The organism is Luteibacter sp. RCC_6_2, from assembly GCF_041360655.1.
Classification (GTDB): Bacteria; Pseudomonadota; Gammaproteobacteria; order Xanthomonadales; family Rhodanobacteraceae; genus Luteibacter.
In genome coordinates, this window is sequence record NZ_JBFUPQ010000016.1 from 58,011 (window position 1) to 74,261 (window position 16,251).

General features: G+C 67.3%; 18 protein-coding genes. 5 read left to right on the plus strand and 13 right to left on the minus strand.

Annotation, left to right across the window (positions count from 1 at the left end; translation table 11 throughout):
- Positions 1 to 32: 32 nt before the first annotated feature.
- Genes AB6730_RS16380 through panE form a run of 3 tightly spaced genes read left to right on the plus strand, consistent with a single transcriptional unit; the run spans position 33 to position 1,651 of the window.
- On the plus strand, positions 33 to 329 hold the full coding sequence (locus tag AB6730_RS16380; RefSeq protein ID WP_371024669.1) for a YhbY family RNA-binding protein: 297 nt from the start codon (positions 33 to 35) through the stop codon (positions 327 to 329).
- Positions 330 to 334: 5 nt separating this feature from the next.
- Positions 335 to 706 (plus strand): Mth938-like domain-containing protein, encoded by a 372-nt coding sequence (locus AB6730_RS16385; protein ID WP_306847732.1) that lies wholly within the window; start codon positions 335 to 337, stop codon positions 704 to 706.
- Positions 707 to 709: 3 nt separating this feature from the next.
- Positions 710 to 1,651 carry a 2-dehydropantoate 2-reductase gene (gene panE / locus AB6730_RS16390; protein WP_371024705.1) on the plus strand — a complete coding sequence of 314 codons (942 nt, stop codon included), beginning with the start codon at positions 710 to 712 and terminating at the stop codon, positions 1,649 to 1,651.
- 234 nt (positions 1,652 to 1,885) lie between these two features.
- Here panE and AB6730_RS16395 read toward each other — a convergent pair whose 3' ends face one another.
- Genes AB6730_RS16395 through surE form a run of 4 tightly spaced genes read right to left on the minus strand, consistent with a single transcriptional unit; the run spans position 1,886 to position 5,025 of the window.
- Positions 1,886 to 2,890 carry a peptidoglycan DD-metalloendopeptidase family protein gene (locus AB6730_RS16395; protein WP_371024670.1) on the minus strand — a complete coding sequence of 335 codons (1,005 nt, stop codon included), beginning with the start codon at positions 2,888 to 2,890 and terminating at the stop codon, positions 1,886 to 1,888.
- Between the two features lie 29 nt (positions 2,891 to 2,919).
- Positions 2,920 to 3,528: a YqaA family protein gene (locus AB6730_RS16400; protein ID WP_306847738.1), complete on the minus strand. Its 609-nt coding sequence runs from the start codon at positions 3,526 to 3,528 to the stop codon at positions 2,920 to 2,922.
- A 29-nt stretch (positions 3,529 to 3,557) separates the two neighbouring features.
- Positions 3,558 to 4,193, minus strand: coding sequence for a protein-L-isoaspartate(D-aspartate) O-methyltransferase (locus AB6730_RS16405; protein WP_371024671.1), 636 nt, complete (start codon positions 4,191 to 4,193; stop codon positions 3,558 to 3,560).
- A gap of 49 nt (positions 4,194 to 4,242) precedes the next feature.
- Positions 4,243 to 5,025, minus strand: a complete 783-nt coding sequence (surE, locus tag AB6730_RS16410) for a 5'/3'-nucleotidase SurE (protein ID WP_371024672.1) — start codon at positions 5,023 to 5,025, stop codon at positions 4,243 to 4,245.
- 115 nt (positions 5,026 to 5,140) lie between these two features.
- On the opposite strand from surE, the gene AB6730_RS16415 reads away from it, so the two are divergent.
- Positions 5,141 to 5,683 (plus strand): Smr/MutS family protein, encoded by a 543-nt coding sequence (locus AB6730_RS16415; protein WP_371024706.1) that lies wholly within the window; start codon positions 5,141 to 5,143, stop codon positions 5,681 to 5,683.
- Between the two features lie 303 nt (positions 5,684 to 5,986).
- On the opposite strand, the gene truD is transcribed toward AB6730_RS16415, so the two are convergent.
- The 9 genes from truD to AB6730_RS16460 form a co-directional block, all read right to left on the minus strand.
- On the minus strand, positions 5,987 to 7,003 hold the full coding sequence (gene truD / locus AB6730_RS16420; protein ID WP_371024673.1) for a tRNA pseudouridine(13) synthase TruD: 1,017 nt from the start codon (positions 7,001 to 7,003) through the stop codon (positions 5,987 to 5,989).
- Positions 7,004 to 7,012: 9 nt separating this feature from the next.
- A complete protein-coding gene (gene mgtE, locus AB6730_RS16425) occupies positions 7,013 to 8,440 on the minus strand; it encodes a magnesium transporter (RefSeq protein WP_371024674.1) in 1,428 nt (475 codons plus the stop codon).
- Positions 8,437 to 8,910, minus strand: a complete 474-nt coding sequence (gene ispF, locus AB6730_RS16430; protein WP_371024675.1) for a 2-C-methyl-D-erythritol 2,4-cyclodiphosphate synthase — start codon at positions 8,908 to 8,910, stop codon at positions 8,437 to 8,439. Before ispF ends, mgtE begins: the two co-directional genes overlap by 4 nt.
- Positions 8,910 to 9,599, minus strand: coding sequence for a 2-C-methyl-D-erythritol 4-phosphate cytidylyltransferase (gene ispD, locus AB6730_RS16435; protein ID WP_371024676.1), 690 nt, complete (start codon positions 9,597 to 9,599; stop codon positions 8,910 to 8,912). The genes ispF and ispD overlap by 1 nt, the downstream gene beginning before the upstream one ends.
- Complete coding sequence (ftsB, locus tag AB6730_RS16440) at positions 9,599 to 9,928, minus strand: cell division protein FtsB (protein WP_371024707.1); 330 nt, start codon at positions 9,926 to 9,928, stop codon at positions 9,599 to 9,601. The genes ispD and ftsB overlap by 1 nt, the downstream gene beginning before the upstream one ends.
- A 23-nt stretch (positions 9,929 to 9,951) precedes the next feature.
- Positions 9,952 to 11,250 carry a phosphopyruvate hydratase gene (eno, locus tag AB6730_RS16445; protein ID WP_371024677.1) on the minus strand — a complete coding sequence of 433 codons (1,299 nt, stop codon included), beginning with the start codon at positions 11,248 to 11,250 and terminating at the stop codon, positions 9,952 to 9,954.
- A gap of 10 nt (positions 11,251 to 11,260) precedes the next feature.
- Entirely contained in the window at positions 11,261 to 11,644 is a 384-nt protein-coding gene (locus AB6730_RS16450) for a hypothetical protein (RefSeq protein ID WP_371024678.1), read from the minus strand.
- 95 nt (positions 11,645 to 11,739) lie between these two features.
- Positions 11,740 to 12,570 (minus strand): 3-deoxy-8-phosphooctulonate synthase, encoded by an 831-nt coding sequence (gene kdsA, locus AB6730_RS16455; RefSeq protein ID WP_371024679.1) that lies wholly within the window; start codon positions 12,568 to 12,570, stop codon positions 11,740 to 11,742.
- Positions 12,567 to 14,246, minus strand: a complete 1,680-nt coding sequence (locus AB6730_RS16460) for a CTP synthase (RefSeq protein ID WP_371024680.1) — start codon at positions 14,244 to 14,246, stop codon at positions 12,567 to 12,569. Before AB6730_RS16460 ends, kdsA begins: the two co-directional genes overlap by 4 nt.
- Before the next feature lie 200 nt (positions 14,247 to 14,446).
- Here AB6730_RS16460 and AB6730_RS16465 point away from each other — a divergent pair, with 200 nt between their 5' ends.
- Complete coding sequence (locus AB6730_RS16465) at positions 14,447 to 16,246, plus strand: aminopeptidase P family protein (protein WP_371024681.1); 1,800 nt, start codon at positions 14,447 to 14,449, stop codon at positions 16,244 to 16,246.
- Positions 16,247 to 16,251: the final 5 nt, after the last annotated feature.

Sequence of the window (16,251 nt, forward strand, 5' to 3'; positions counted from 1 at the left end):
CGCCTGTCAGCCGCACATCGAACCTGAACGCAATGTCGCTTTCCCCTACACAGCGCCGCTACCTGCGCAGCCTCGCCCACGATCTCCGCCCCGTCATCCTGTTGGGGAACAAGGGCGCTACCGAGGCGGTCGCCAAGGAACTGGCCCAGGCCCTCGACATCCATGAGCTGGTCAAGGTGAAGCTCTCCGGGGGCGACAAGGACGAGCGCCAGGCGCAGATCGCCTTCCTCACCGGCCAGACCGGATCGGAGACGGTCCAGGAAATCGGCCACGTCGTCGTCCTGTTCCGCCGGAACGAACAGGACCCCAAGCTGGCCCTGCCCCGGTAAGCCCCATGGAACTGTCGTTCGAGCATCCCGGCGAGTACCTCTTCGTGCGCCGGGTGGGTGCCGACACGGTCACGGTGGTCGACCGCGACTTCCACAAGAGCATCCTGCTGACCCCGAAAGAGGTCATCGAGGACTGGACCGCCACCGATGCCTCCCGGCTCACGCTGGCCGACGTCGAGAAGATCGTCGCGCTGGAGCCGGAGCTGGTCCTGCTGGGCACGGGCGAACGCCAGGTCTTCCCTCCGGGCGAGGTGATGGCGGGTTTCCTGCGCCGTGGCATCGGCATCGAGGCGATGACCAATGGCTCCGCGGCGCGGACCTACAGCCTGCTCGCGGGCGAAGGCCGGCGCGTGGTCGCGGCATTCATCCTCCCCTGAGGAATCCTCATGCGCATCCTCGTTCTTGGAGCCGGCGGCACCGGCGGCTACTTCGGTGGCCGGCTGGCCCAGGCAGGTGCCGACGTCACCTTTCTCGTCCGGCCCGAACGGGCCAGGACGCTGGACGAGAAGGGGCTGGTGATCCGCAGCCCCTTCGGCGACGCCACGGTGCGGGTCGACCACGTCACCGCCGACAACGTGACCGGCGCGGGGTCCTTCGATCTCGTCCTGCTGTCCTGCAAGGCCTACGACCTGCACTCGGCCATCGAGGCGATCGATCCGGCCGTAGGCGAAGCGACCGCGATCCTGCCCATCCTCAACGGCCTGGCTCACTACCCGGTGCTCGATAAGCGGTTCGGACCGGATAAGGTCATCGGCGGTCTCTGCGTCATCAGTGCGGCGAAAGGCCCGGAAGGCGAGATCCTCCATCTGGGCAACGGCGCCTCGATCACCTTCGGCGAACGCGACGGCAGGCCGCACGGCGACCGGTGCGAAGCCATCGCCGCCGCCTTCGCCGCGGCGAAGGTCGACCACACCCATTCCACCGACATCCAACGCGACCTCTGGGCCAAGTTCTCGTTCCTGGCCACGCTCGCGGGTGCCACCTGCCTGTTCCGGGCCAGCGTGGGCGATATCGTCGCCACGGACGACGGCCGCCACCTTACCGAAAGGATGTACGAGGAATGCCTGGCCGTGGCCCGCGCGTCGGGCCACCCGGTGCCGGACAACGCACGCTCGTTCGCCTGGAAGACGTTGACGCAGGAGGGCTCGCCGCTGACCGCCTCGATGCTGCGCGACCTGGAATCCGGCCAACGCATCGAATCCGACCACATCGTCGGCGACATGCTGCGGCGCGCACGCGATGCCGGCGTCCCCGCACCCATGCTGGAAGTGGCCTTCGCGCATCTGCAGGCGTTCGAAGCACGGCAAAAACGCGCCGGCTAAGCCTGCAGAACCGACCTCTGGGACTGATTCTGTGGGACTGATCCTGTGGGACTGACCCTGTGGGACTGACCCTGTGGGACTGACCCTGTGGGACTGACCCTGTGGGAGCCGCTTCAGCGGCGATCCCGCGGCAGCGGGCAAGCTCGAGTCGAGCACCCATCGCCGCTGAAGCGGCTCCCACAGAAACCTCAGGCTCACAGAAACCCCAGGCCAGCGGAAATCTCAGACCAACACCTAGCGAGGCGGCAGGTACTGCAGCGGATCGACGGGATTGCCGTCGCGGCGTATCTGGAACTGCAATTCGTCGCGCGTGGCACCGGTGGAACCCATCTCCGCCACGCTCTGCCCGGCCTTCACCTTCTCGCCCTCCTTCACCAGGCGCTTGCGGTTGTGACCGTAGGCGGAAAGGAAGCTGTCGCTGTGCTTGATGATGACGAGTTCGCCGTAACCGACCAGGCCGTTGCCGCTGTAGACCACCACGCCGTCGGCGGCGGCGCGGACGGGATCGCCCGCCTTGCCGCCCACCTCAATGCCGGGGATGGCGTCGCTGGATGAGAATTTCTTCAACAAGGCACCGTCGGCCGGCCAGCGCCAGTTGATCCCGCCCGCACTTCGCGTGGCCCCACTGGCGACGATGGGCGTCGTCGCGGGCGGATTCTCGACCGGTGCGGGCGGCTGCGTCACCGGCGCGCTGGGTGGCGGAGGCGTGGGCACCAACGATTCGGCAGGCTTGCCGGCGATGACGACGGGTGTGTTCGTCGTGGTTGCCGGCGCGGGTGCCGTGGGCGGCAAGGCGGTTCCGGCATCGGCCACGTGGGCCGGCGGTGGAGCCGCCACGGGGGGCTGCGCCGGCTGTGCCGCCGGCGCGGGATGCCCGGCCGATGGAGGCGGCACGGCGGCGGCCACGGGGGCGGCGTGCGAAGCCGCCGGCTTGTCCTCGTGCCCCGGTGGGGAGAGGCGCAGGTCCTGCCCCGGCCAGATCGTATAGGGCGAAGCGATCCCGTTCCAACTGGCCAGGTCGCGGAAATCCACCTTGTTGCGGAAGGCGATGCTGTAGAGCGTGTCTCCCTTGGACACCCGGTAACTGCCGCCCGGCGGAGGTGCCGGCGTGGCGGCGCGCGCGGGGGTGTAGGTGCTGCCCGGGCTGCGCGTGACGACGACCGAGCTGCGGGTGACGTCGCATCCGGAAAGCATGAAGCCCGCGGCCAACACGGCGGCCAGCGCGAGCGGACGGATCATGAGCATCGCGGACTTCCTTTCACGGTCACTCATCTCAACAGGAACCACCAGGCTGCCAGGAGGATGATCGCTACGATAACAGCCCATCCTATCCATTCGATGTGTTTGCGCAGCATCTGTTCCGCGCGTTCACCGAACAGGCGGACCAGCAAGGCCAGCAACCAGACGCGCTTGCCACGGCCGATCATCATGCAGATGAGGAATGGCAACACCGGCACGCCGACGATACCCGAGGCCCAGGTGACGAACTTCATCGGCACCACGGGTTGCAGGGCGGCCATCGCCAATACGATGTAGAGACCCAGCGAGTGCGCCTGCATGTCCTTCTGCAAGCTGGCCACGCCCGTCTGGATCGGCGCGAGCAGGTGCAGCGATTCGAGCAGCGGCTTCAGCGCCTCGTAGGCGAAATGGCCGAGGGCGTAGCCCACCAGCGAACCCAGCAACGAGAACAGCAGGCTCCAGTTGGCGAAACGGAACGCCTTGCGCGGCTCGGCCAGCATCATCGGCGCCAGCATGATCTCCGGCATCACCGGAAAGATGAAGGCTTCGACGAAGGAGAGTCCGGCCAGATAGCGGACCGCATGGCGGTGACGCGCCCAGACGATGGCGCGCTCGTAGAGCGAAGCGAACATCCGCATTCAGCGGTTTTCCTTGTGATGGAGGCGCATCAACCGATGCCGCCGAGTAGCGGCACGAAACTCACGGCGCCCAGGTCCTCGCGGATCACGGCGCCGTGCTCGTCCTTGCGCAAGCGCACGAGCACCTGTTGGCTGGGGCTGCCCACGGGGGCGACCAGCACGCCACCCGGTTTCAACTGGTCGAGCAATTTCGACGGAATGCGATCGCCGGCGGCGGTGAGGATGATGCCTTCGAACGGCGCCTCCGATTCCCAACCGAGCTTGCCATCGTCGTGCCGCGAGCGCAGGTTCTCGATGCCCAGTTGGCGGAAACGCCGCCGCGCCTGGCGCAGCAGTTCCTCGATACGCTCCACGGTGTAGACCGTGGGCACGATGCCGGCGAGAACGGCGGCCTGGTAACCGGAACCCGTGCCGATTTCGAGCACGCGCCCGGGCACGCCATGCTCGATCAGCGCCTCGGTCATTCTCGCGACGATCCAGGGTTGCGAGATCGTCTGGCCATGGCCGATCGGCAGGGCGGTGTTCTCGTAGGCGCGGCTGTGCAGCGCCTGGTCGATGAAATGATGGCGCGGCAGCTGGCGGATCACCTCGAGCACGCGTTCGTCGCGAATGCCCTCTTCGGCGAGCTTCGCCACCAGGCGATCGCGCGCGCGCTGGGAAGTCATTCCCTCGCCGCGCAGCGCGGAAGGCGGAAGTGCATGCAGGTTCACCACCTCAGGCCGCCTCCTCGTTGTCCATGGCCGAGGACAGCGACAGTGCCCAGCTGCTGACCTTCTCCAGCGCCTGGAAGCGCGTGAGGTCGGTATGGATCGGCGTGACGGAAACATAGCCGCGACGGACGGCGTCGAAATCCGTACCGGGACCATCGTCCTCGATCTCGCCCGGCGGACCGATCCACCACATCGTGCGGCCACGCGGGTCGGCGGTGCGGATCGCGGGCGCCGACCGGTGGCGCTTGCCGAGCCGGGTCACTTCGAACCCGTTGATCTGTTCCCAGGGCAGGTCCGGCACGTTCACGTTGAGGATCGTGTCGGCCGGCAGCGGGTCGACGATCAGCCGGCGCATCAACATGAGCACGGCGTTCGCCGCGGCATGGAAGTGGCGGCCCGAACCTTCGCGCGTCACCAGCGACACGGCGATCGCCGGAAGGCCGAGGAAACGCCCTTCCATCGCGGCCGACACCGTGCCCGAATAGATCACGTCGTCGCCGAGGTTGGCGACGTTGTTGATGCCGGACACCACGATGTCCGTCTCATGATCGAGCAGACCGGACAGCGCGAGATGGACGCAGTCGGTGGGCGTGCCGGCGACGCGATAGGCGCCGTCGTCCAGTCGCTGCACGCGGATGGGCGCATCGAGGGTGAGCGAATTGCTCGCGCCGGATCGGTCGCGGTCCGGCGCCACGACCGTCACCGTACCGAACTCGGCCAGACGCCCGGCCAGCACCTGGATGCCAGGGGCCTCCACGCCGTCGTCGTTGCTAACCAGAACTTGCATGCTGATCCAGATCGAAAAACGGGTGCGGCGGCCCCACCTCAGGGAAAGCCGCCCGACCGTCCAAGTCTACCGGACCGGGCAGCCGGATTCACGAAAGCCCGCTAGGATGGGAGCCATGAAGCGACGCCCTTCGACGGTACATGACGACGATAGCCGTCTCTTTCGCGAGGCGATCGGCGACGTTCGCCCCATGACGCCCGTCGAGGCCGTGCCCGACCGCCCGAGGCCGGAGCCGCATCCGCACATGCGCGATGCCGACGAGGCGGCCGTGCCCGCCGATTCCCTGCTGTTCGACTACGATCCCGCCGACCTCGAGGTGGGTGAAGAACTGTCCTATCTGCGCGATGGCTATCCGCCGAAACTCCTGAAGCAGCTCAAGCGTGGGCAATTCAGCATCCAGGCCGACGTCGACCTGCACCAGATGAACGTGGCGGCGGCGCAGCTGACGATTTCAGAGTTCCTCGCCGAGTGTCGTCGCGACGGGGTGCGCTGCGTGCGCATCATTCACGGCAAGGGATTACGCTCGAAGGCGGCCGGGCCGGTGCTGAAGGGATTGACCGACCGGTTGTTGCGGCGAAGGGACGACGTGGTGGCGTTCGCCTCGGCGCGGCCGATGCAGGGTGGTACGGGGGCGGTTGTCGTCTTGTTGAAGGGGTGATGGGGGCTTGCCTCATCCGGGCCCGCTGCCGCGGGATCGCCGACAAGTCGGCTCCCACCAGGTCCCTTCATCCTGCCACCAGGTCCTCTCATCCTGCCACCAGGTCTCTTCATCCTGCCGCCGGGTTCACTCATCCCCGATAGCGGCAAGTTTCCTCGATAGCGGCAAGCTTCGCTGTTGTGGGAGCCGCTTCAGCGGCGAATGGCTGCTGCGGCTAGCTTGCCCGCTGCCGCGGGATCGCCGATAAGTCGGCTCCCACAGGTTCGCCGTCTGTTTGGTGGGAGCCGACCCTGTCGGCGATGGCTACAGGGTCGCCGCGACCTCGCGGATCACCGTGGTGGCATAAGCCCCCGCAGGCAATCCGAACGAAATCTCCAGCGCGCCATCCTCGAGCCAGCGCCACGCGAACTCGCGCGGCTGCAGGCGCAAGGCGCGCCTCTCCTGGTCCATGCGCGCATCGACCAGGCCTTTGGCCAGGTCCTCGTCGCGCGCGGCCACCGCTCGCTCCAACTCGCCCGCCGCATCCGCGGCAGGCGTTTCGCCACGCCCCCACAGAGGCCCGGACGGATGGATATCGAACCGTGCGAGCCGCTCCGCCAGCGTTGCGTCGAACGGTTCCGGCCCGAACCACGAGCGCGACCCTTCCAGCGACCAGATCTCGCCATCCATCGGCGCATCCCAGCAACCGGCGGCTACACGTTCCGCGAGTACGCCATTGAAGATATGCGAGCGCGCCGCCGAGAGCAGGATCGACCGCTTGTCGCGATCGACACGGCGGCCGCCGAACATGGCCCGCGCCTGCGCGACGTTGTTGCCGCCAAGACCGAAGCGCTGCTCGCCGAAATAATTCGGTACGCCGCGCTTGCCGATCTCGCCCAGCCGCGCTTCCGCGGCGGCGCGATCGCCGTCGATCTCGCGCAACACGAGGACGAAGCGATTGCCGCGCAGCGCGCCCCGCTTGATCTTGCGCGAATGCCGGCCGAGCGAACGGATCGTCACGTCGGCGTGCGGAAACGCCGACCAGTCCGGATCGGCCTTGCCCGGCAACTGCACCGTGAACACCTGCCGGGTCACCGCGTGGCGATCCTTCATGCCCGCGTAGCCCACGTTCATCGGTGCGGTGCCGGCGAACTTGGCCAGTTCCCGCGCCACCCAGTCCGTGTTCGCGCCGCGCTTCTCCACGACGAGGAAAGCGTGCTCACCGGTGCCATCGGCCTCGTAGCCGAGGAGTTCCTCGACGAAGAAATCCTCGGGCGTCGAGCGCAAACGGGCACGCAGCGGCGGCGCGCCGAAGGCGAAAGGAAGTTCGTTGTCGCTCATGGAAAGCCTTTACAGCAGGAACAGCGTGGCGAGGCCGAGGAAAATGAAGAAACCACCGCTATCGGTCATCGCGGTGATGAGCACGCTCGAACCCAGCGCGGGGTCGCGCCCGAGCTTCGTCATCAGCATGGGAATGCCCACGCCCATGAAGGCGGCGAGCAACAGGTTCAGCGTCATCGCCGACATCATCACCAGACCCAGCGATACGCTGCCGTAAAGCAGCCACGCGACGATGCCGATCGCGCCACCCCACACGATGCCATTGACCAGGGAGACCGCCATCTCCTTGCGCCACAGTCGCCGGGCCTGGGAAACGCCGATCTGCTCCAGCGCCATCGCGCGGACGATCATGGTGATGGTCTGGTTGCCGGAATTGCCGCCGATACCGGCGACGATGGGCATCAACGCGGCCAGGGCGACGAGCTTCTCGATCGAGTGTTCGAACAAGCCGATGACGCGCGAGGCGATGAAGGCGGTGATCAGGTTGATGGCCAGCCAGGCCCAGCGATTGCGCACGGACTTCCATACGGAGGCGAAGATGTCTTCCTCCTCGCGCAAGCCGCCGCGCGACAAGGCTTCGGTTTCGCTCTCTTCGCGGATGAAATCGAGCATCGCGTCGACGGCGATGCGGCCGATCAGGCGCTGCTGCGCATCGACGACGGGCGCGGTGACCAGGTCGTAGCGTTCGAACGCCTGGGCCACGTCGTAAGCGTCGTCCTCCGGACGGAACGTGTTCACGTCGGGCGCCATGATCTCGTGGACCATCTTCTCCGGCGAGTTCACCAGCAGCCAGTGCAGCGGAAGCACGCCGGTAAGCACGTTGTCCGAGTTGACCACGAAGAGCTTGTCGGTCTGCGCGGGCAGTTCGTCGAAGCGGCGCAGGTAACGCAGCACCACCTCGAGGCTGATGTCCTCGCGGATGGTGACCATGTCGAAGTCCATCAGCGCGCCGACCTGGTCGTCCTCGTAGGACATGGCCGCCTGCACGCGCTCGCGCTCCTGCGCGTCGAGGCTGGCCATCAGCTCGGGCAGCACCTCGGTCGGCAGGTCGTCGACGAGGTCGGCGAGTTCGTCGGCGTCCAGCGGTTCGACGGCGGCGAGGATCTCGCGGTCGTCCATGTCAGCGATCAGCGACTCACGAACCGAATCGGACACTTCGAGCAGGATGTCGCCATCGCGGTCGGAACGCACGCGCTGCCACACCGCGAGGCGGTCTTCCAGCGGCAGCGATTCCAGCACGTCCGCGAGGTCGGCCGGATGCAATTCGTCGAGCCGCGCCTGGAGTTCCGCATCGGCCGCTTCCAGCGCGGCCTCGTCGCCGTCCGGCGCGGCTCCGGCGAACGCGAGCAAGCCTTCACGGCGACGCAAGAGGTCGACGATCGTCTCCAGCCTGTCGTGCAGGCGAGGCGTGGAGGCGCGCGGCTCGTTCTCGCTCATGCGCGCAGCACCAGCACCGTCGCCAGCGCGGCGATGCCCTCGCGGCGCCCGGTGAAGCCGAGCGTCTCGGTGGTGGTCGCCTTGATGCTGATGCGGTCGATGTCCACGCCGAGGTCGGCGGCGATGATCTCGCGCATGCCCTGGGCGTGCGGGCCCACCTTCGGCGCCTCGCAAATGACCGTCATGTCGGCGTTGCCGAGCACATAACCGCGTTCGGACAGCATGGCCGCCACGGCGCGGACGAAGCTGCGGCTGTCGGCGCCGCGCCAGCGATCGTCCGAAGGCGGAAAGTGTTTACCGATATCGCCCAGCGCCAGGGCGCCGAGCAAGGCGTCGCAAAGCGCATGCAGCACCACGTCGCCGTCGGAATGCGCGAGCACGCCCCGCCCATGCGGCACGCGCACGCCACCCAGCATCACGTGGTCGCCTTCGCCGAACGCGTGGACGTCGAATCCCTGGCCGATGCGCATTACCGTGTCCTCCCTAGAAGGAACTCCGCCAGCGCGAAATCGGCCGGCGTCGTCACCTTGATGTTGTCTTCCGATCCTTCCACGAGCAGCGGCGATACGCCGGTACGCTCCATGGCCATCGCCTCGTCGCTCACCACGATACCCGCCTCGGCGGCAAGGCGAAGTGCATGCGCCAGCGCACCACGGCGGAACATCTGCGGCGTGAAGGCACGCCAGCGACCATCGCGCGGTTCGGTGGCGATGCTGTGACACCCTGCGTCGGCACGTTTAAGGGTATCGCGAAGGGGCGCCCCGAGCAGGCCGCCCTCCCCTTTCCCCGCCAGTTCGACCAGGCGTTCGATGTCGCCCGCGCGCACGCACGGCCGCGCGGCGTCGTGCACCAGCACGAACTCGTCATCCGCCACGCCAGCCGGCAACGCATGCAGGCCGGCCAGCACCGAAGCACTGCGCTCGCTGCCGCCGACGGTGACGATCAACGGCTTGCCGCCGATGGTTTCGGTAGCCGCGAAATGCGTATCGTCGGCCGCGATGGCCACCAGCAAACCGGCGATACGTGGATGGGCCGCCAACCGTTCCAGCGTGTGATCGATGAGTGGCCGGCCAGCCAGCCACTGGTATTGCTTCGGCCGGTCCCCGCCGGCCCGGACACCCTTTCCGGCGGCCGGCACCACGCACCAGAGCGCGTCCATCACTGGCCGCCGGGGGCGATGGGCGGAGGCGGAGGCGGCGCGCTGGTCGCGGCCCCCGGCTCCACCACCTGGTAGAACGTCTCACCCGGCTTGACCAGGCCCAGTTCCTGGCGCGCGCGCGCCTCGGTGGCCTGCTCGCCGTGCTTCAGGTCTTCCACGTCCGCGGCGAGCGCCTGGTTGCGCTTCTGCAAGCTGGCGTTTTCCTCGGTCTGCTTCTTGACCGACTCACGCAGCGAATCGACCTCGGCCATGCCCCCACCGCCGACCCACAGCTTCAGCTGCAGCGCGATGAGGACGATGACGAGGATCAGGCCGATCCAGCGCAGGATTGCCGCGTTACTCAAGGCACGACTCAGCCGGGCAGCTTGGACAGGCTTGGGAAGGCGTTGCGGCCGGCGTACGTCGCCTTGGCACCGAGCGCTTCCTCGATACGCAGCAGCTGGTTGTACTTCGCCACGCGGTCGGTGCGGCAGAGCGAGCCGGTCTTGATCTGCGTGGCGGTGGTGGCCACCGCGATGTCGGAGATCGTGGTGTCCTCGGTTTCACCGGAGCGGTGCGAGACGATCGCCGCATACTTCGCGCGATCGGCCATGGCGATGGCTTCCAGCGTTTCGGACAGCGTGCCGATCTGGTTGACCTTGATCAGGATGGCGTTGGCGATCTTCTTGTCGATGCCTTCCTGGAAGATCTTCGGGTTGGTCACGAAGAGGTCATCGCCAACCAGCTGGATACCTTCGCCGATGGCCTTGGTGAGGTGCGCCCAGCCGGTCCAGTCGCCTTCGGCCATGCCGTCCTCGATGGTGACGATCGGGTACTGCTTCGACCACGACGCCAGCGTGTCCACCCACTGTTCCGGGGTGAACACCTTGCCCTCGCCTTCCAGGTCGTACTTGCCGTCCTTGAAGAATTCCGAGCTGGCCACGTCGAGGCCGAGCAGGATGTCGCTGCCGACCTTGTAGCCGGCCTTGGTCACCGCTTCCAGGATCGTGTCCAGCGCTTCCACGTTGGACTTGAGATTCGGTGCGAAGCCGCCTTCGTCGCCCACCGAGGTGTTGAGGCCGCGGCCCTTCAACACCGACTTCAACGCATGGAAGATCTCGGCGCCGTAGCGAAGCGCCTCGGCGAAGTTGGGCGCACCGACCGGCAGCACCATGAACTCCTGCACGTCGACGTTGTTGTCCGCATGCGCGCCACCGTTGATGATGTTCATCATGGGCACCGGCAGCGAACCGCCACCGTCCACCATCAGGTACTGCCAGAGGGCCTGTTTCTTCGACGCGGCCGCGGCGTGAGCGGCGGCCATCGAGACGCCGAGCAAGGCGTTCGCGCCCAGCTTGCCCTTGTTCTCGGTGCCATCCAGCGCGATGAGCTTGCCGTCGAGGCCCTTCTGGTCGGCGGCGTCGTAACCCTTCAGCGCGGAGGCGATCGTGGTGTTGACGTTGGCCACGGCGTTCTTCACGCCCTTGCCACCGTAACGGCCCTTGTCGCCGTCGCGCAGTTCGACCGCTTCGCGCGTGCCGGTGGAGGCGCCACTCGGCACGGCGGCGCGACCGAAGGAACCGTCGGCCAGGGTGACCTCGGCCTCGAGGGTGGGGTTACCGCGGGAATCGAGGATTTCGCGGGCGTGGATCTTCGTGATGGACGTGGTCATGCGGTTCCCGTTACGAGTTGGAATGACTAAGGAAGGTACCGACCAGCACGAGGCCGGCGGTACCGATCAGGATGAGTGCGTTCAGTCCGAGCCCGACCGCGCCGAACGTGCGGCGGCGGTCCTGCCGGCGCAGGGCGATGAAGCCCAGCACCAGCCCGACGAGGGAAAGGACGAGGAAGGCGCAGATGACGAGGCCGACGAAGCCGAATATCGGCAGGTGCTGCTCCGGATCGCCCGAAGCGACCATGAGCGCGGAGAAAACGATGCCGGCCAGGACGACGACACCGGAAACCAGGGCGATGACGAACGAGGCGATGCCGTGACCCGACTGCGGCATGCGTGCCGCACGCTGGCGGGGTTCGCCGGCGTCGTGGGTCGCGTTGTCCTCGGTCATCCAGCCTGTCTCCCCGGGGCCTTTGCGGCTCCGCCATTGGAATGCCGGCGCATCGCCCGCCGGATTCCGTCAATCATACCGTTCCAGGGGAACGATCAAGCGTGGTTCTTGAATCCGCGGCGCTTCACGGCGCCATCGAGCTCCATCAGGGTCTCGAGCAACTCTTCCATCTGGTCGAGCGGCCAGGCGTTCGGGCCATCGCTCAGGGCCTTCGCCGGTTCCGGATGGGTCTCGGCGAACAGGCCGGCCACGCCGACGGCGACCGCCGCGCGTGCCAGCACCGGCACGAACTCGCGCTGGCCGCCGGAGCTGGTGCCCTGGCCACCCGGCAACTGCACCGAATGGGTGGCGTCGAAGACCACCGGGCAATTCGTCTCACGCATCACCGCGAGCGAACGCATGTCGGAGACCAGGTTGTTGTAGCCGAAGCTCGCGCCACGCTCGCAGACGAGGATGTCGTGGTTGCCGACATCGAAGGCCTTCTGCACCACGTTCTTCATGTCCCACGGCGCGAGGAACTGGCCCTTCTTGATGTTCACCGGCTTGCCGGCGCGGGCCACGTTCTGGATGAAGTCGGTCTGGCGGCAGAGGAAGGCCGGGGTCTGCAGCACGTCGACGACGGCGGCGACCTCGTTCATCGGGGTGTATTCGTGCACGTCGGTGATGACCGGCACGCCGATCTGGCGCTTCACCGCCTCGAGCACCTTCAGGCCCTCTTCCAACCCCGGACCGCGGAAGCTGGCGCCCGACGAGCGGTTGGCCTTGTCGAAGCTCGACTTGAAGATGAAGTTGATGCCGAGACGGCTGGTGATTTCCTTCAGCTTGCCGGCGACGTCGAGCTGCAGCTGCATCGACTCGATGACGCAGGGACCGGCGATCAGGAACAGCGGCTGGTCGAGACCGGCCTCGAAACCACAAAGCTTCATGCGGCGGACTCCTCGGAACGGATGGCGAGCTTGTCGCCGTCGCGGACGGCCTTGTATTCGCGCGCGGCGCGCACGAAGCCGATGAACAACGGATGGCCCTCGCGCGGCGTGGAGGTGAATTCCGGATGGGCCTGGCAACCCAGGAACCACGGGTGTACCTGGCGCGGCAGTTCGACGATCTCCACGAGCAGGTCGTCCATCGACTTGCCCGAGATCACCATGCCGAGGTCCTCGAACGACTGCCGGTAGCGGTTGTTGAACTCGTAGCGATGGCGATGACGCTCACGCACCACGTCTTCGCCATACAGTTCGCGTGCCAGCGTGCCTGCCTTCAGGCGGCATTCCTGCGCGCCCAGGCGCATCGTGCCGCCGAGATCGGAGCGCTCGCTGCGCTGCTCGGTTTCGCCGGTGGCGGTGGTCCACTCGGTGATGAGGGCGATGACGGGGTCCGGCGTGTTGCGGTCGTTCTCGCTGGAATCGGCCTGGGGCAGCCCCGCCGTGTTGCGGGCGAATTCGACCACCGCGGCATGCATGCCGTAGCAGATGCCGAAGTACGGGATGCCGGTTTCGCGGGCGAACTGGGCGGCGAGGATCTTGCCCTCGAAGCCACGCTTGCCGAAGCCACCGGGCACCAGGATGGCGTCGGCATCGCCAAGCACCGCGCGGGCACCGCGTGCCTCCACGTCTTCGGAATCGACCCAGCGCAGGTTCACCCGCGTCGACTGGTTGATGCCGCCGTGGCGCAGCGCCTCGCCCAGGGACTTGTAGGCGTCCTTGTGTTCGACGTACTTGCCGACGATGGCCACGGTGACCTCGTCACGCGGATGCTCGACGGCCTCGACCGTGCGCTCCCAGCTGGAGAGGTCGGCCGGACCGGCGTCGAGGCCCAGGCGCTTGATGACGAGTTCGTCCAGGCCCTGCTCGTGCAGCCACATCGGCAGCTTGTAGATGACATCGACGTCGATCGTGCTGATGACGGCGTTCTTCGGCACGTTGGTGAAAAGCGCGATCTTGTGCCGCTCGCCATCGGGCAGCGGTTCCTCGCAACGGCACAGCAGCACGTCGGGCTGGATACCGATCGAGCGCAGTTCCTTCACGGAATGCTGGGTCGGCTTGGTCTTGATCTCGCCCGCCGCCTTGATATACGGGACCAGGGTGAGGTGCACGAACATGCACTTCTCCGGCCCGTGCTCGATGCGCAACTGACGGATCGCCTCCAGGAACGGCAGCGATTCGATATCGCCGACGGTGCCGCCGATCTCGACCAGGGCCACGTCGAAGCCGCGGGTGGCCTCGTGGATGGAATGCTTGATCTCGTCGGTGATGTGCGGGATCACCTGCACGGTGGCACCGAGGTAGTCGCCGCGGCGCTCCTTGCGGATCACCGATTCGTAGATCTTGCCGGCGGTGATCGAGTTCTTGCCGGTCAGCCGGGTGCGGACGAAGCGCTCGTAGTGGCCGAGGTCGAGATCGGTTTCCGCGCCATCGTCGGTGACGTAGACCTCACCGTGCTGGAAGGGACTCATGGTGCCCGGATCCACGTTGATGTACGGATCGAGCTTCATCATGGTCACGGAAAGACCGCGGGCCTCGAGTATCGAGGCAAGCGACGCCGCTGCGATGCCTTTCCCAAGGGAAGACACCACACCGCCGGTGACGAAAATCAGGGGAGTCATGCGAGCAGCCAGTGCTGGAAATTTGTATTTTACCTAAGCGGGCCCCCACTCGCGAGTGGTACCTGAATAGAAAGCCGAAGCGCCCCTCCGCACCCTGGCCCGACCCGGTGCGGTACTCCCGGTGTTCCGGCGCTCCGGTGCTCCGGGGCTTCCCACCCCTCCTTGCTTCCCACCGTCCTTTCTCCCGATACCATGTGCGGATGAATGCCTCCCCGATTCCCGCCCGCCTCCAGGCTCTTCGCGCCGCCATGGGCCGCGAAGGCGTCGCCGCCGTCGTCGTGCCCACCGCCGACCCACACCTCTCCGAGTACCTGCCACCACGCTGGCAGGCGCGCCAATGGCTGTCCGGCTTCACCGGATCGGCCGGCACCCTGGTGGTCACCGCGACCGGCGGCGGACTGTGGACCGATTCCCGCTACTTCGCCCAGGCCGAGAGCGAACTGGCCGGCAGCGGCCTTCCCCTTATGAAACTGAACGTGGCGCACACGCCGGAACACGTGGCCTGGCTCGCGGAGCAGCTCGGCGCCGGCGACGTCGTCTCCGTGGCCGGGGATAGCGTATCCGTCGCCGGCGCCGAAAGCCTGTCCAGGCGCCTGGAAGCCGCCGGTGCCCGCCTGCGCACCGACCTCGACCTGCCCGCCGCCGTCTGGACCGAGCGGCCGCCGCGGCCCGAGGCTTCCGTTTACGCCCACGCGGCCCCGTTCGCCACGGTCGAACGCGCCGACAAGCTGCGCCACGTGCGCACGGCGATGCGCCGGGCCGGGGCCACGCACCACCTGCTTTCCAGCCTCGACGATATCGCCTGGCTGACCAACCTTCGCGGCGCCGACGTCGAATACAACCCGGTCTTCCTGGCCCATTTCCTGATCGAGGACGCGCGGGCAACGCTTTTCATCGACGCCGCCAAGGTGCCGGCCGGGTTGAAGGCCTCGCTGGCCACCGATGGCATCGCCCTGGCCGACTACGGCACCGTCGCCTCGGCGATCGCCGCGCTGCCGGACGATGCGACATTGATGTACGACGCCGGCCGCGTCGTCGTTTCCGTACTGGAAGGCCTGCCCGGCAGCGTGAAGCAGGTGCGCGCGCCACATCCGTCGACCGCGCAGAAGGCGCGCAAGACCGCGGAGGAACTGGACCATATCCGCGACGTGATGCGCCGCGACGGCGCCGCGCTGGCCCGTGCATTCCGGCGCATCGAGGCGGCGCTCGCCGCCGGCCAGGCGCTGACGGAACTGGACGTGGACACGATCGTGCGCGCGGCGCGCGAGACGCAGGCCGGTTTCGTCGGAGAGAGCTTCTCCACCATCGCCGGCTACCAGGCCAACGGCGCCTTGCCGCATTACCGCGCCACCGAAGCCTCGTTCAGCCCCCTGGCCGCCAAGGGACTGCTGCTGGTCGATTCCGGCGGCCAGTACCTCGGGGGCACCACCGACATCACGCGGGTGCTCGCGCTGGGTCCGGTCACCGACGAACAGCGCCGCGACTCGACCCTCGTGCTGAAGGGCATGATCGCGCTGTCGCGCGCGCGTTTCCCCAAGGGCGCCAGCGGACCGCAGCTGGACGCCCTCGCCCGTGCGCCGCTCTGGGCCGCCGGCATGGATTTCGGCCATGGCACGGGCCACGGCGTGGGTTACTTCCTCAACGTCCACGAAGGTCCGCACGGCATCCGCCCGCCCGTGGCCGGAGGCGCGTTGGTGCCACTGGAGACGGGAATGATCACCTCGATCGAGCCCGGCCTGTACAAGCCGGGCCGCCATGGCATCCGCCACGAGAACCTCGCGGTGGTGACCCAGGCCGACTCGACGGAGTTCGGTGAATTCCTGGCCTTCGAGACGCTGACGCTCTGCCCCTTCGACCGCCGCGGCCTGGAGCCCCGTCTGCTGGAGCCTTCGGAACGGGCGTGGCTGGACGATTACCACGCCACCGTCCGCGCCGCGCTGTCCCCCCTGCTCGACGGTGCCGACCGCGAATGGCTGGAGTGGCACTGCGCGCCGATCTGAAGCAC

What these genes read in the sequence shown, in the direction of transcription:
- AB6730_RS16380 (WP_371024669.1), top strand. Translation starts at nt 33, where the DNA reads ATGTCGCTTTCCCCTACACAGCGCCGCTACCTGCGCAGCCTCGCCCAC.
- AB6730_RS16385 (WP_306847732.1), top strand. Translation starts at nt 335, where the DNA reads ATGGAACTGTCGTTCGAGCATCCCGGCGAGTACCTCTTCGTGCGCCGG.
- AB6730_RS16395 (WP_371024670.1), bottom strand. Translation starts at nt 2,890, where the DNA reads ATGATCCGTCCGCTCGCGCTGGCCGCCGTGTTGGCCGCGGGCTTCATG.
- AB6730_RS16400 (WP_306847738.1), bottom strand. Translation starts at nt 3,528, where the DNA reads ATGCGGATGTTCGCTTCGCTCTACGAGCGCGCCATCGTCTGGGCGCGT.
- AB6730_RS16405 (WP_371024671.1), bottom strand. Translation starts at nt 4,193, where the DNA reads ATGACTTCCCAGCGCGCGCGCGATCGCCTGGTGGCGAAGCTCGCCGAA.
- surE (WP_371024672.1), bottom strand. Translation starts at nt 5,025, where the DNA reads ATGCAAGTTCTGGTTAGCAACGACGACGGCGTGGAGGCCCCTGGCATC.
- AB6730_RS16415 (WP_371024706.1), top strand. Translation starts at nt 5,141, where the DNA reads ATGAAGCGACGCCCTTCGACGGTACATGACGACGATAGCCGTCTCTTT.
- truD (WP_371024673.1), bottom strand. Translation starts at nt 7,003, where the DNA reads ATGAGCGACAACGAACTTCCTTTCGCCTTCGGCGCGCCGCCGCTGCGT.
- mgtE (WP_371024674.1), bottom strand. Translation starts at nt 8,440, where the DNA reads ATGAGCGAGAACGAGCCGCGCGCCTCCACGCCTCGCCTGCACGACAGG.
- ispF (WP_371024675.1), bottom strand. Translation starts at nt 8,910, where the DNA reads ATGCGCATCGGCCAGGGATTCGACGTCCACGCGTTCGGCGAAGGCGAC.
- ispD (WP_371024676.1), bottom strand. Translation starts at nt 9,599, where the DNA reads ATGGACGCGCTCTGGTGCGTGGTGCCGGCCGCCGGAAAGGGTGTCCGG.
- eno (WP_371024677.1), bottom strand. Translation starts at nt 11,250, where the DNA reads ATGACCACGTCCATCACGAAGATCCACGCCCGCGAAATCCTCGATTCC.
- AB6730_RS16450 (WP_371024678.1), bottom strand. Translation starts at nt 11,644, where the DNA reads ATGACCGAGGACAACGCGACCCACGACGCCGGCGAACCCCGCCAGCGT.
- kdsA (WP_371024679.1), bottom strand. Translation starts at nt 12,570, where the DNA reads ATGAAGCTTTGTGGTTTCGAGGCCGGTCTCGACCAGCCGCTGTTCCTG.
- AB6730_RS16460 (WP_371024680.1), bottom strand. Translation starts at nt 14,246, where the DNA reads ATGACTCCCCTGATTTTCGTCACCGGCGGTGTGGTGTCTTCCCTTGGG.
- AB6730_RS16465 (WP_371024681.1), top strand. Translation starts at nt 14,447, where the DNA reads ATGAATGCCTCCCCGATTCCCGCCCGCCTCCAGGCTCTTCGCGCCGCC.